At 62.9% G+C, this 14297-nt stretch carries 6 protein-coding genes; 3 read left to right on the top strand and 3 right to left on the bottom strand.

What is annotated here, in order from left to right; all coding sequences use genetic code 11:
- Window positions 1–8 precede the first annotated feature (8 nt).
- From GPM19_RS09710 to GPM19_RS09700, 3 genes are read left to right on the top strand one after another with little or no spacing between them, the layout of a single operon-like run.
- The gene (locus GPM19_RS09710) at window positions 9–740 is read left to right on the top strand and encodes a YjbF family lipoprotein (RefSeq protein ID WP_160418844.1); all 732 of its coding nucleotides are present in this window, start codon (window positions 9–11) and stop codon (window positions 738–740) included.
- A complete protein-coding gene (locus GPM19_RS09705; protein WP_160418843.1) occupies window positions 731–1495 on the top strand; it encodes a capsule biosynthesis GfcC family protein in 765 nt (254 codons plus the stop codon). Before GPM19_RS09710 ends, GPM19_RS09705 begins: the two co-directional genes overlap by 10 nt.
- On the top strand, window positions 1480–3567 hold the full coding sequence (locus GPM19_RS09700) for a YjbH domain-containing protein (protein ID WP_202114779.1): 2088 nt from the start codon (window positions 1480–1482) through the stop codon (window positions 3565–3567). Before GPM19_RS09705 ends, GPM19_RS09700 begins: the two co-directional genes overlap by 16 nt.
- Before the next feature lie 651 nt (window positions 3568–4218).
- On the opposite strand, the gene GPM19_RS09695 is transcribed toward GPM19_RS09700, so the two are convergent.
- The 3 genes from GPM19_RS09695 to GPM19_RS09685 are packed head-to-tail and all read right to left on the bottom strand — an operon-like array spanning window position 4219 to window position 14281.
- A complete protein-coding gene (locus tag GPM19_RS09695) occupies window positions 4219–8367 on the bottom strand; it encodes a HEAT repeat domain-containing protein (protein WP_160418842.1) in 4149 nt (1382 codons plus the stop codon).
- Window positions 8364–13520, bottom strand: a complete 5157-nt coding sequence (locus GPM19_RS09690) for a hypothetical protein (protein WP_160418841.1) — start codon at window positions 13518–13520, stop codon at window positions 8364–8366. Before GPM19_RS09690 ends, GPM19_RS09695 begins: the two co-directional genes overlap by 4 nt.
- Complete coding sequence (locus tag GPM19_RS09685; RefSeq protein WP_160418840.1) at window positions 13517–14281, bottom strand: hypothetical protein; 765 nt, start codon at window positions 14279–14281, stop codon at window positions 13517–13519. The genes GPM19_RS09690 and GPM19_RS09685 overlap by 4 nt, the downstream gene beginning before the upstream one ends.
- Window positions 14282–14297 lie beyond the last annotated feature (16 nt).

The following is a 14297-nucleotide window of genomic DNA, read 5'->3' as shown; positions in this document are numbered from 1 at the left end:
TTTACTGCATGTTGCTAGTCAAAAAGTTGCAGAGTGATAAAGGCCGCCCAAAGGCGGCTTTTTCACGCGCCCTGAAGGTTTCTGGCCTGCTGGTGGCTGCCTTGATACTCAACGGCTGCGCCAGCGGTGGCGCCACCCCCTTGGAGGACGCTGTCAAAAGCTTGCTGCCGGGTGATGCGGGCCACGTTCAGCAGGCCTCGGAAATTGCTTTTGCCTCGCTGGTGGTCGACACCGGCGACCGCAGCGGCGTGTTGGTGCTGGGCGCCCTGGGCGGTTCAACCACGTTCTGGCCGACCGGCAACAACGGCATGCTCAGCCTTTATCATGAGGGCTTACAGGCCACGGCAGGCCTCCCCGAGGATCTATTGACCACCCGCTACATGCCATTTCAGGCAAGTAAGATGCCCCAGGCAAACAAGGCAGCGACGGCCTACGTGCCCTGGCAGCAAGCGACACCGCTGGAGTACCGCCTGGAGCGCCTCTGGGAAGATAGCGACGGCCTGACCCGGGCGTTAGGCGCTGATGCCCGGTTGAGCTGTGCCACGCCCAAAGTTGTCACGTTGCCCTTGGGCGAGCAGCGGGTCGAAGTCTGTACTGCGCAACGCCACTGGGATGATGGCAGCCGCTCCCGAGCCACCCTGTGGCGCGACTCACAGAGCCGGCGCCTGTGGGCGGTGGATGAGGTTGCCTGGCCTGACGGGCCGCGCATTCAATGGGAGGTCGCTCGGCCATGGTGGTGAACGTTTTAGCGGCATTCGCTTTAAGCCTGGTGCCCCTGGCGGTGCATGCCCAGCCCACTGAGCCCAGCCTGGTCGAGGGTTGGCAGACAACCCTTGAACAACAGGCCGCGCCGATTCCCTGGAGCCATGCGTTTGCCTTGCGCCATGACCAGAAGGCGCATCTGCCCCAGCCACGCCAGCGGCTTATTCAGGAACTGGGGACCTTGCGCATTAGTGCGCGGCTTTCCGGCCAACCTGCGCTTGCCACTGGCCTGGCCCACTGGCAGTCAGCGTTGGGTGAATTCAAGGATGAGCAGGCCCGCACCCCGGGGCGCTTCGACCTGCCCTGGCTAGGCGCCCATCTGCGCCAGGTGCCACCGCTCTCGGCCATCGCTTATTGGGGCTTTTGCCAGGTACCCGATTGGGTCGAAGTGTGGAGCCTGGATGGGGTCAGCCGTGTGCCCTGGACGCCAGACTTGCGCCTGGCCGATGTGTATCGCGAGCTGTCGTCGACCGCTCGCCGGGCCGACCACGCGGCGCTGATCGTGCCCAGCGGCAACGTACTGCGCCGTGGCGTGGCCAGCTGGAACCGCCAGCCCACCCCCCTGGCACCAGGGAGCCGGGTGTTTTTTGAGTTGCCCGGTCGCCAAGGCCTGAGCGGCGCCCTGCCCTTTCCCGGTACCGCTACCGAACGCAGCCTGGTCAACCGCCTGTTACCTACCTTGCTCTCTACCCGCCTGCCCGGAGACGACTGCCCCCTATGGCAAGCCAACTAGCTTTTTTTAAACCCCTGCCCCCTCTGCTGATGCTGGTGATGAGTGCCAATGTCCAAGCCGCCCAGCTGGGAACCGGGCAAAGCGATTTCGGCGGGGTGGGCTTGATGCAGACCCCCACCGCGCGGATGGCGCCCAAGGGCACCCTGTCAGCGAGCTGGAGCCGCACAGCCCCTTACCGGCGCTATAACGTCTTTCTCCAGCCTACCGACTGGCTCGAAGGCGGCTTTCGCTACGTTGAAGTTGAAAACCGCCTGTTCGGGGAAGAAATTGCCGGCGACCGCCCTTATCTCGACAAGGGCTTTGACATGAAGCTGCGTTTGCTGGAGGAAACCCGTTACTGGCCGCAACTGGCGGTCGGCTTTCGCGACTTTGGCGGCACCACCCTGTTTGGCGCAGAGTACCTGGTCGCCAACAAGCGCTGGGGGAACATCGATGTGAGCCTGGGGTTGGGCTGGGGCTATCTGGGCAATGCGGCCGATGTGGATTCCCCGCTTGGCTGGCTCGCCGAGCGCTTCGATGAGCGCCCCGAGCGTGCCGGGGGCGATTTTGGCGGGGAATTTGCCGTGGACCAGCTGTTCAGCGGCCCCGTGGCGCTGTTCGGCGGGGTCGAATACCAGACGCCCTGGGACCCCCTGGTGCTGCAGCTCGAATACGAGGGCAACGATTACAGCAACGAGCCCCACGGCAACACTCAGCCCCAGGACACCCGCTTCAATCTGGGCGCCCGCCTGGCAGTGACCGATAACCTTGCCTTGCAGGCGGGCTGGCAGCGCGGCAATACGGCGATGGGCGGCATCAGCTATGACATCGATTTGGCCGGGCTGCGCCAGGTAAAAAACGACCCGGCTGCGCTGCACCTCGATGCGCCTGCCTACGATGATTGGCAGCAGGCAAGCCAGGCATTGAACCGCAATGCCGGGGTGCGGGTTAACCGCATCACGCGTCGCGGAAGCAATCTGCGCCTGGAAGCGGAACCGCTGCGCTTTCGGGCGCTGCCCCAGAGCGAAGGGCGTGCCGGGCGCATCTTGCACGCCCAGGCAGATGAAGACATCGATTCGTTCCGCTTCCAATGGCAGGAGCGCGGCTTGGCGCTGCGCGAAAGCGTGCACGACAGGGCGGCCTTTGTGAACGCTGCGCGCTCTGCCGAGCACGAGTACCCGCACCGCTACGGTATTTACGCCCACGCCAACCTGGATGCGCCCGTGGACGAGGTACTCTACGAAGCCAAGCCGCAACGCTTCACTTGGGGCGTGGGGCCACGCCTGGATCAGAACTTCGGGGGGCCGGACGGCTATCTGTATCGCCTATTGCTGGTGGCCGAGGCCGAGTATCAGGTCACCCCCAATAGCTGGTTTTCCAGTCAGGTGGCCTGGACAGCCTTCGACAACCTCGATAACTATGAATACATGTCCGATTCCGACCTGCCCCGGGTGCGCACCTTCATTGGCGACTATCTCAGTGAGTCGTCGCTGGGTATCGAGCACTTGCAGTACACGCGCACCGGCAAGCTCAGCGAGAATGTCTTTGCCATGGGCTATGGCGGCTTGTTGGAAATGATGTATGCCGGTGTGGGCGGCGAGGTGCTGTATCGGCCTTTCGATAGCCCCTATGCGGTGGGGATCGACCTCAACTGGGTGCAGCAGCGCGATTTCGATCAAGGCCTGGGATTGCGTGACTACACGACCTGGACGGGTCACCTGAGTGGCTATGTCGAAACCGGCATCGAGGATGTGCTGGCCAAGGTCAGCGTCGGGCGCTATTTGGCCGGGGACGTGGGCGGCACCCTGGATCTCTCGCGGGAGTTCGATTCCGGGGTACGCATGGGGGCCTGGGGCACCTGGACCGACGCCGGCGATGACTTCGGTGAAGGGGGCTTCGACAAGGGGCTTTATCTATCGATTCCCCTCGATGCTTTCTTCACTCGCTCGAGCCGACAGCGTGCCAATATCGCCTGGCAGCCGCTGACCCGCGATGGTGGGGCCCGCCTTGGGCGGCGTTACAACCTCTATGACATGACCCTTGAGCGCGATCTAGGCCGTTACTGGGAGGACTACGATAAAAGCTGGGATTGAGCATGCCAGGAGGCCGACTTGCCGGGCGAGCCCTGGGTTGGTTGCCCATTTCAGGCAAACCCTCGCGCGATGAATCGCCCTCCTACCCGGTCAAGATCCTCGGGGGGCTGGTAGGAGGCCGACTTGTCGGGCGAGGTTTGGGTTGTTGGCCATTTCAGGCAAACCCCTCGCGCGATAAATCGCCCTCCCTCCAGGTCAAGATCCGCGGGGGGCGGGTAATGAGGTAGGAGGCCGGCTTGCCGGGCGAGCCCTGGGTTCCTGGGTTGTTGTCCATTTCAAGCCAACCCCTCGCGCGATAAATCGCCCTCCCACCAGGTCAAAACCTCAGGAGGGCTGGGACTGAGGTAGGAGGCCGACTTGTCGGGCGAGTCCTGGGTTGTTGGCCATTGCAGGCAACCCCTCGCGCGATAAATCGCCCTCCCACCCGGTCAAAACCTCAGGGGGGCTGGGACTGAGGTAGGAGGCCGACTTGTCGGGCGAGGTTTGGGTTGGTGCCCATTGCAGGCAAACCCCTCGCGCGATAAATCGCCCTCCCACCAGGTCAAAATCCGCGGGGGCTGGTTGGTTGGTGCCCATTGCAAGCAACCCCTCGCGCGATAAATCGCCCTCCCACCAGGTCAAGATCCTACCAACCCAGAGCGCTGAACCCGGTCAGCGCCGAATCAACCATCCCCCCTTCTGGCGCTTGGTCAGGTACTGCAACTCATCGGCGGCCCGGGCCGTGCTGATACGCTGACTCACCATGTCACGATAGATCTGGTCGGCCTTGCGCCGGCGGCGCACGGCATCGCCCACGTCGAGAAACTTTTCCACCCAGGTCACAAGCGTCAGCCAGAGGTCACCTGTGGGCTCACTAGGCGGCTGGTCTTTGTCTTCCTCGGGCTTGTTTCGGCTCTCGAGGTTGGCGGCGATCAGTCTGAGCTCTGCCTGGAAGCTCTCGCTCTGGGCCACCGGCAGCTCCCGCGCCCGATGCAGTAGATCCTGCATGTACTCGGCCGATAGCAGGCCGTATTCCTGAAAGCTTGCCAGAAACTGCAGACCCCGGGTGGCGTCCCCGCGGTTGCCGTTCAGGATCATTTCGCCGGCGGCATGGATCTTGTCCCAGGCCTGCCAGCGGTAGACCCAGTCAAGCCCCGGCCCCTTGATGTTCTGCATGCCGAGTATGCGGTTGGTGTAGCCGGGGGGTGTCTGGTCGCAGATCAGGTTGACCAGCTGCTCGCCCGTCACGAAGGGCGAGCGCACCATCTCGATGCGGGATCTGAACCACTTCCAGAGCAGGTCGCGGGCCTGGTCATCGAGGGTCTCCGAGGGCTTCGGGTCACCGGCAATTTGCTCTTCGAGCCCGCTGAATTCCTGCCACTCCCGGTAGTAGGCCCGATGCTTCGCAAGGATCGTCTTCTCTTGGCTGTCTTCCTGGGCAAGCGTCTTCAGGTAGTCGCTAGGGTCGGCCAGGTTTTCTGCCAGCACTTGGGTATCGTGAACCACTCCTAAGCCTTCGAGCATGGCCGAAAGCCTGCCGAGCACCGCCTTTTCAGTGACGCAAACCCGCATCTGGCGGGCCAGGCGACACCACTCGACGGAAGGATCCGGGTGTTCCTGGGAGCGCGGCCAGAGGGTGGTTTCATCCCGACGCACCTGCCAAGACTCCTCTATGTAACTCATCAACCCCCCGAGGTTGGTACCGATGAGAAAGTGACGATCCGCGCTGATGTCATTGACCAGGATGTCGGCAAATACCCGCGAGCGGGCTACCCGGTCGGCGCGGTTGTTGATCACCGTCGAGATCCAGACGCCGGGCTCGGCCTCCGGATCCTGCTTGTCAAAGCCCAGCCGGTTCCAGTTGCCCAGCGCCCCAAGGCGCTCATTGGCGGACATACCGTTGGTGAACTGCAGCTTGCGTCCCCGAGCATGAGCCAAGGGATAGACCCTAAGCACGCCGAGATCGAGAATCACGTGGTCCGCCATGGCCTTAAGCGCGAAAAGATGGGGAATGTCGAACTCGTCGGCCATGCGCAGCGTAAGGGCAATGTTGGTGGGGTGCTCCTCGTAGGGAAAGCGCGACAGGGTATCGCCGGGCAAGAGTTCGGGTTCGATCCAGCTAACACTATGGCACTCGGTACCCAGCTTCTGGGAAGCCTGTTGCAGAATCGGCAGCATCTCGGCTTCGCTGGTAATCAGTGTCGAGTTCTTGGGAATGAACTCCGTCATGACAATGGGAATATCGATACCTGCCGGGCCCTGGATGTCCTCGTGGTCAGGGTAGGTGTTGGTGATGGTGGAGATGTCGTCGCGCATCCACTGCTTCTGGAGAATGCGCACATAAGATGGTGTGAGCCCCATGCATTCCCAGAGAAACACATCCGCATCGAGCTTTTGGGACAACTTCACCAGGTCCGCCTGTTCCCAGATGGTGGCCTTGTCGTAGGGCCGAAACAGGAACATCTCCTGCAGATCACGATGGCTGTAACCATGTAAAAACATCGCTTCACAGCCCGTGGTCTTGGAGATCACGTGAAAGCCGAGCCCATTGAACAGCGCGGCCTTGAGGCGTTCGGTGCCCGACTTCCCCCGAGTCCCCCAGCCACCGATCACCAACGGCAGCTTGTTGCGGGCGCGGCGCGTGGTCAGGTTGACATAGACGTGGCGTCCGACGAACAGCGCCAGCATGCCGGCCAAAAAAAAGCTCAGCTGGCGCAGTGTATTCTGGTAAACAGATACGAAGTACCCGGTGTAATCCTGCCACCAGTCCAGCAGCAGCGGCGGAAAGGCAAGCGCGGGAAAGAAGCGTCGCACCGCTGGGTCTTGGGGCAATGGCTTGGCATCAGGATCGGTGTGGGTGCGAAAGCTGACGGTAAAGCCCAGCGACTGAAGCGCCAGCATATAAATATTCGCCGCCCCGCCGCTGTCGGCTTCCCAGTTACGTAGCCTCGCGTAATGGGCGAAACGAAACGTCAGCTTCAGCCGCGCGCGCAGCCGGGCGACAAGTCCGCCGGGCGGGGTGATTTCGGTCACGCCTTCGCTTGTGTAGAGCTTCATCGGCCGGGTCGGCCAGGACTGATCGAGACTGGATATCACCTGATCCACCAGTGGCAGATAAGGCCGCCAACCATCCTCGTCGATCATGTGCAGGGGCTCGCCGGGCACCTTGGTGGGACTCAGCTCCGACATCCGCGCCGAGGGCACCTGAAAGAGGCCGTCATAAACCCGCCCGATGGTGTGGTGGCCCGCCTGGCGTTTGTCCGGTGAGGAGTGCATGAGCTCGTACCAGGCCCGCCAGAGCCGGAAGCGAAAACGCTCCCAGCGCCGAAATGCGAGCTTGCCGGATGAGCGGCTGGCATCCAGGCCGAAGTCGTCTTGCGTGAGCGCGCTCAAAACGCGGCCGAGCCGGTCATCGTCCACCTCTTCGGGAACCTTTAGGCTACGGCGCTTATTCACCGGCGTCTTGTTCAACCGGGTGCGAAGCTCTCGATGGAGGCGCCGCGCTTCGGGGTCGGCCATGCACCATAGGGTTTCCCGTGCCTGGGCTGCCCAGCGCCGCACCCGCAAATCGTCAGCTTGGGTATGCAGCGTCGTGAGTACCGCAAAGCCAGTTTCCGACCATTGATCGAGCGCGTATTGCTCACCTTTGTCTAGCAAAATGGCGGCGATGGCCGCAATGATGTGGCAATACAGGCGCAGCGTGATGGGCTGGCTTTCCTGGCGAGCGCCGCGCTCGACAAGCTCTCGGCTGAAGCCAACCTGAGAGACGTCGCTCTCCACCAGCCGAATCAGGCAATGGACGGCATAACCGCGAACTTCCCGGGCGCTGTCTTCCAAGGCAAGAACCGGCAGGTGCTGCTCGAGCGAGGCCGGGCGCAGTTTGATCAAAAGATCGATCAACGCCTGGCGCACCGTGGGGCTCGGGTCATGCAGGGCCATCTCAAGCAGGGTCTCGAGTCTTGGGTCATCGCTATGTTCGCCAAGCACTTGCACCGCATGCTGGCGCACAAAGAAATCATCGCCCTCTGCTGCACGCCTCAGGCGGCGCTCGATGATATCCACCACGGCGGGGTAGCCCAGCACGCTCAATAAGGACAGCGCCTCAGTCTGAAGCCAGACCGGCTGACGATGATCCATGGCCAGCCGGTAACTGTAGGTCAAGCTGCTGTCGCCCAGATAACGCTCCCGCCCTTCCGGCGGCAGGGAGCGAGCAACGCGAGCCAGGCCATGAAAGGCGGCCAAGCGAACACGCAGATCGCCTTCATAGGCGAGAAGCTCGCCGATACCTTCCTCGAGATTAAGCTTGCGCCAGCGCTGGATGGCCTCATCCGGCGTCACCGTATTGGCTCCCATGTAGATCGACCCCAAGATGCCAAGGCGTTCCAGGCTGAAACTTAGGTGACGCTCACAATCGGCGAACTGCTTTTGGTAGCGCTCGCTGACCGCATCAGGGCCGAACCAGCGCTTGAAGGCCGAACGATCACCCTGCAGCTGGCGCCGCCCCGCCCCCTGGGTACGGGCATAATCAAGTACGTGCCCGCGGATTTCATCTTCCGACCCGGCGCTGGCAAGCCGCGCTGTGAACTCGTGATGGTTGGCATGCAGGCGGTCTATCTCCCGGCGCTGGACCTCGACCCAGTCCAGCAGCGTATCCAGAAGCACCCGGCACAGGGCATCGCGGTCATCCTTGGGCAGGCGGCGTCCGCTCTTGTGCAAGAAGGTCAGGATGGCTTCAATCTGACGTCGGTTCACCCGCTGCCAAGGAGCGGAAAGCCCTTCCACCAGAAGGGTTTCAAGCTGAAGAGTGGCGTTACGCTTCATGGGTAGAACGGTTCCAGACGGTTGGTATCGATGCGATTACGCTGTTGAGCGCGTCGCAGAGGCAGAAAGTCGAGTGCATCTGGGCGCCTGGCTGGGCTCATGCGGCCCTCATTGGCTTCAAAGCCGAGACTCAATCGCCAGCCAACGTCACGACGATCGATATCGTAATCAGCCTCGGCGCTCAAGGTTAAGGCATTGGCACCCACTCCCCAGCGCAGCAGATTGGCGCCCACGAAGACCCGCTTGCGATCGAGGCTTGAATCGCGATCATCGTCGTTGAAATAGCGCCGCCAACTCAGGCCCGCCTCCCCGGCCACGGGGCCGAATAGCTGCTTGACGGCCGTGGCAACCTCCAGGTGGTCGACGTCGAAAGGATTGAGCGTCTCGTTGCTGACCAGCGCTCCTTCGAGATAGACCCGTTGATCCAGATGGGGCGTCCAGGTAAGCCGGTCTTCAAGGACAAGACTTCGCTTGTGATCGTTCTTGTAGGGCGAGAAGACGTCCGGATCAAGTTCCGCCAGGGCGCCGTCGGGTACCGAATCAAGGCTCAACCAGCGCTGGTTCAGTGTGAGGCCCGGCTCGTGCCTGAGCCGAGGCGACAGCTGATACGTCCGCTCGATGCTTCCCTGCAGCCGTGCCGACCCGTGATTGTCGCCATCCAGCCCATCGATCTTGCCGGGCTGAAGGTACGCCTCACTGAAGAAGCCGAGCTGCCAGTGGCTGTCCTCGGGGTAGAAGTCTATCCACTGTTTTGCGCCCAGGATGTTCTCGCTGCCCTCGAGCCGGCGCAGCAACAGATCACTGTGGCTGAACAGCCGTCTGTCCCGCTGGCGAAAACGGTAGCTTAAACCGGTCTCGAAAGCCCTGGTTCCCTGGGCGGGAGCCACGTCATCTTCACTGCCATCAATACGCTCGATAAATCTCAGGTAGCCACCCCAGCTATCAAGGCCGGCACCGGGAGAATGTCGATCTTCCACCGTCCAGGCCACAGGCTTGGCAGGCGCCGGCGGCGGCGAGGGCCCCTTGGCGGGAGTGGCAAGGCGTGCCTTCATCGTTGCCGGCTCAAGCAGCCTTGCGTCGGATGCCTGGCGCAGGACATGCAGGCGGTAGTAACGATCTTGATCATTCCCCGCCTCGAAAGTCAGGGTTTGCCAGCCCGGCGGCACGTATCGATATGCGGTCGAGCCATTACCCGGCGACCATTCGCTCACCCGTACCCAGGCGGGCCCCTTGACGTAGAAGCTCGCCGGCTGACCGGGGGCGGCGATGTGGTAGGTGCGCGTGTCTTCATCAAGTAGCGGCGTCCCGCTCCCGGCACGACGGAACCGCGCGGTGACGAACTGCTGCTGTCGGGGATCTTTGAGCCACAGCCGCAGGGCGTGCGCTCCCGGGTCCAGGCGTACCCGCTCAACAGTTTCACTTTCCGACAGGCGGACCAAGCGCGGCTCGCGATCGTCGACCTGAACCATCACCTCGGCCGGCGTTCTGGCTGCATGGGGCAGGACATGCTGCGCGAGCCGTATCTCGATGGCCAGAGGCTCGGGCATGGAAAGCTCTAGACCCTCGATGCCTCTGCCACTCAAGAGCAGGGCCGATGCCGGAAACTCGGCCAGCAGGGCCTGGCGCACACGCCGAAAGGGTGAATGCATCTGCGCCTGAAGCGGCAACTGGCGCACCCCGGCACTCTCGAAGCTGCTGCTGATCCGCTCCCAGCTATACCCCTGAAGCAGCCTGTCGGCCAGTTGGCGAATGGCCGGCACCTCGGAATGCGCTTCGGCCAGCTGTGCCAGGCGCGCACTCACCCTGTCTCTCAATCCAGGGGTCTGCTCAAGCTGCCAGAGCAGCGCCACGGCCAGCGCATGAGCGTCTTCCGGTGATTCGGGCACATTCGCATGGGTCGCCACAGCGTTCACCTGAACGGCATGACTGCCTGCCGGCCAGTCTCGCGGGCCTATCGCCTGGTCGGGGAACGCGAGGGATTCAAGGGCATCTTCCAGGGCAAAGGCATTCAGGGCAGCAAGGTCAAGCGTATCGAGCTGCGCGGAAGGCAACACGGAAAGCGGCTCGAGTCTTGCGTTCTCGACCCGCAGATACGCCGGAACCGGGGCAGTCAGGAAGCCGGTGGTTTCCGCAGGCTCCTGAAGCAGGTCCTTCAAGGCCAGGGGCGTCAGCGGCGGGAGCACCGCCCAGGAATCTATCGGCTGCCACTGCCATAGCTGGGTCAGGTAGTCATGGCCCTGGGGTCTCAGGCGGACACTGTGCAGGCCAGCCGGTACTTCAAGCAGGATGTCATCACCGGTGGCAGCAGTGGTCGCTTGATTGATCGACGTGAGATAGGGATTTTCCGCCCGGCTGAGGATCGGCGCCTTAAGCGTTGTCGTGTCACCTTTAGCGTCCACAAGTTCAGCCATAAGCCAGTCGACCTCCCCCGGCTTACGGGTAGCCGGCGTCACTCTTCTCAGCTGCACACGCAGTACTGCCGGCCCCACCACCTCGACTTCCAGCGGCGCATCGACGCTTGAGTGAGGCAAGGCAAGCGGCTTTCGTGTGACCTCGCTGAACAGCGTCGAGAAACCGCGACTGCTCTCGAGACGATCCCCCAGAGATACCCAGTCAAAGGCCTGCTCCGACGACAGCGACCAGTCAAGCCAGCGCTCCACGCCTGCCAGGCGCTGCACTCGGTTTGGGCTTTCAAGCTGGCGGGCAATGGATTCGCCGTCGCGCATTCGCTCCATCCGTGCTTGGCCTGCCTCCCCGCCCTGGCGCAGCGGGTCTGGCGATGAATTCGCCGTATCAAGCCAGCCGGCGTCCTGTGCCGCCTTCGCCAACCAGTCCGGTGTAGCACCGTCATGGGCGAGCAACAGGCCAAGCTGGCTTGCCCAGAGGGAATCACCGGCATGGTGCAGCGCCTGGCCTAACGGATCGAGAAGCGTGCTATCGCCTTCGCGCAGAAAGCGCGCGGCCAGCAGGCGAACCTGGCTTCCCCAGCGCTGGGTCTTGGCGTATTCCGCCAACATATCATCGGTTGCTAGGCGCCTTGCTTTTGCATCACGCCCAAAGACCGCGGTTGCCAGGCGCTGGCGCTGCGCCAGATAGTGCTCACCCAGTTTTCCCAGGGCCTGCTGCGACAGCCGGTAGGCGTCGGGGTTCTGGCCGTAACCTGCCCGGCCGAGCGTTTCCAGCACGCCGATCCAGTCCTTGCGCTCTGCTTGCGCCCTGGCCCTTTCCAGACGTTCGTTCAGATTGGCCACTGCCGGGTTGGGGCCTTCCGGCCTTGCGTCATCCAGATAGGCTGCCTGGGCAGCATGCAGATAACGCAGCATCGGGTACCACTGATTCTCCAGGGCCTGCTCCGGCGTCGGGTCAAGAGGAAGCGGCCTTGATTCAGGGTTCGGCGCGGCTTCAAATGCCCGGTGCAGGCGGGCAACGTGAGAAAGCGGGCCCGTCTTTTCAAGAAGCGCGCGATAGGCACTCTCACTAGCCTCAAAAGGCTGGCTTGCCCGGTACTGAAGCGCGACCGTAAGCGGCGCGTCGCTCCAGACACGCACCTCCTCGATATTGGCCGGCAGGGGCAGCTCCACGCTGGCAGCCGGCCAGTAGTGGCCGGGCTCGCGGCTTGCGGCGAAATCTCCCCCTAGGGTCGGATGCACGAACGATTGCCCTTGTGCCTGAGCCTGTGACAGCACGGCGTCTTCGGGTTTAGGCAGATCTACTGGTAATGCGGGGTCTGTGAGCCTGAGCCGCTGAGCCGGTGCATCGTCGTACTGAATCCAGAGATCGGCGACCTCTCGAGAATCCAGGCGCGCAATGGCAAGGCGCAGCCGTGAAGGCCCGAAGCGCGCTGGCAAGGGGTAACTCAGCGGCTCCTTGCCCAGCTCGGCGAAGAGGCCGCGGCCCAGGCGTTCGAGCACGGCGTCACCCAGGTAGTAGTCCTCATCGGCCTCGAGATCCAGCGGGCTGGTGGTGGCGAACCAGGCGGTGTGCATGGCAAGCGACGCACGCTTCGCGCGAGCGCCGGCATTGGGGTAGAGGTTGCGAAAGAAGCGCTGGCTGCGCTCAATATCGCCGGCAAGGGCTTGCCTGGCCGCCTGAGGTCTGGCGCCGGGCCAGAGTGATGCGCCCTGTTCAAGCAAGCCCTGTTCAAGCAAGCCCTGTTCAAGCAAGCCCAGGGCAATATCGGCAGCCCCCTCGAAATGATTCGACTGGCGCAGGGCATCCACTTCTTCCAGTGTTCTGTCATCGGCGCTCAGGGGCTGGTCGACAAGCCCTTGGGTAAGCTCGGCAGTGGTTGGCTCGGGCTCGTTGAAATCCAGAAAGTAGTCCCCTTCGGCCTGCTCGATTCTTGCAAGCAAAGGCAGGGATGCCTTGAGCTTGAGACGATGCTCACCTTCGGGGATCGTCAGGTAGCGTCGGTCCATGCCGCCATGCAGCCGAGAGGCGCCCACTTCCTGGTAGAGGGTGCTCAGCTGGGTCCGCTCGATGCTGATCTGCTGCCAGTCGGCCTCATCCAAGGTCCAGCTCAAGGAATACTGCGCCTGGTGATCCAGACCCTCGGCCGGCCGGCTGGCAAGGGCAAGCACCACCGGCCCTTCCACCTCCCGTTCGAGAAGCTCGCCTTGACCCAGGCGCTGAACATCCAGCCAATCGCCGTCATCGTCGGCAAGCGTGACCTGTGCAGATGAATCCGACAGGGCGACTTCCCGGTAGGGATCCGGCGAAGCCACGGGATCAAGCTCGGCGACAAGCAGCCGGCCACTGACGTCTGTCTCGGCCTCCAGGCGAGCAAGCAGTGGCGACGGCTTGTCCTTTACATGAAACCATTCCTGCCCTTCGGTGCCGGGGGTCCAGGGTGCCTGCCACCAGAGCTCCCCGTCTCGCGATAACCACAGCAGGGGGGGCATCTCGTCACCATCCAGCTGCAAACGCAGATGCCCCTGGGCGGCGAGCTCGAAGGTGGCCGTCTCTCCGGCATCGAGTCTCACTCGGCCGTCTCTTGCGTGATCCAGCCGCTCTGCCTGTTCCCAGATCAGCCGCGGCGCCTGACTGGCGCGCTCACGTTCGGTGAGCGGGTCCCAGGAATAAGGATATGGCAGGTTTTCGCCGGCAGCACCCAGGGGCAGTACCGAGGCCAGGATCACGGCAAGCCATTTCATGGACGGGTCTCCGCCACGCACTGGATGAGGATGTTTCTGGCATCCGCGTCTCTGACCAGGCGCTTGCGCAGCTCGGCATCAAGCTCCAGGTGCACGAAACCCTCGAAGCCCCGGCGGCGCAGATCGGCGGCCAGGGTGTTGGTGGTGGCCCCCAGCTCGCGGACATCGCGGGGGTAGAGCAGCGCACGGATGTCGAGCCGCTGCGACAGGCAGTCGGTCAGCCGGGCAAGAGCCTTTGAGGGATAGCTGCTGCCATCGCTGAGGATCGCCTGTGCCTCACGCCCTGCCAAACTTTCACGCTTGGCACTGCTGAAGCCATGCAGCTGGAGTATTCGCCCCTTGGGATGCACATCGGCAAAGGCGCGGCTCAGGGCATGCAGGTAGCTGTCGGCAATATGCACCAGGTCGGTGTCATCGCTGTGGTAACGATGGGTGGTATTCCATGCCGCAGCCATGGCATTGCTTTCCAGAAAGAGCTTGCGCGCGAGGGTCCCGGTACGCAGGTCATAGTACTGGTGCGGCGCCTGGATCAGCAGCGGCGTGCCGCCTCCGGTACGTGCAGCGAAGAAGCCACGCCCGCGGCGCGCGTCTTGCTTTTCAACCAGGGCGACGATGCCCGGCTCCGACAGTTCAACGGGCTTGAAGCCCAGAGTGTCGAAGCCAGGAGATTCAAAGCCGTGTGCCGCGACAAGGCGGTCATCCGCGGCAAGCCAGTACCTGAAGCCTTTCTGGGCCTGATTGATGCTGTTTGCATCGGGCATGACGTACTCCTCGCTG

The sequence above is a fragment of the Vreelandella zhuhanensis genome, assembly GCF_009793355.1.
In the GTDB taxonomy this organism is placed as follows: Bacteria; Pseudomonadota; Gammaproteobacteria; order Pseudomonadales; family Halomonadaceae; genus Vreelandella; species Vreelandella zhuhanensis.
The sequence above is the reverse complement of the archived record's forward strand: the minus strand, read 5'-3'. Positions and strand labels throughout refer to the sequence as shown.

Excerpts from the sequence above, each read along its gene's own strand:
- GPM19_RS09710 (WP_160418844.1), top strand. The coding sequence starts at position 9 with ATGTTGCTAGTCAAAAAGTTGCAGAGTGATAAAGGCCGCCCAAAGGCG.
- GPM19_RS09705 (WP_160418843.1), top strand. The coding sequence starts at position 731 with ATGGTGGTGAACGTTTTAGCGGCATTCGCTTTAAGCCTGGTGCCCCTG.
- GPM19_RS09700 (WP_202114779.1), top strand. The coding sequence starts at position 1,480 with ATGGCAAGCCAACTAGCTTTTTTTAAACCCCTGCCCCCTCTGCTGATG.
- GPM19_RS09695 (WP_160418842.1), bottom strand. The coding sequence starts at position 8,367 with ATGAAGCGTAACGCCACTCTTCAGCTTGAAACCCTTCTGGTGGAAGGG.
- GPM19_RS09690 (WP_160418841.1), bottom strand. The coding sequence starts at position 13,520 with ATGAAATGGCTTGCCGTGATCCTGGCCTCGGTACTGCCCCTGGGTGCT.
- GPM19_RS09685 (WP_160418840.1), bottom strand. The coding sequence starts at position 14,281 with ATGCCCGATGCAAACAGCATCAATCAGGCCCAGAAAGGCTTCAGGTAC.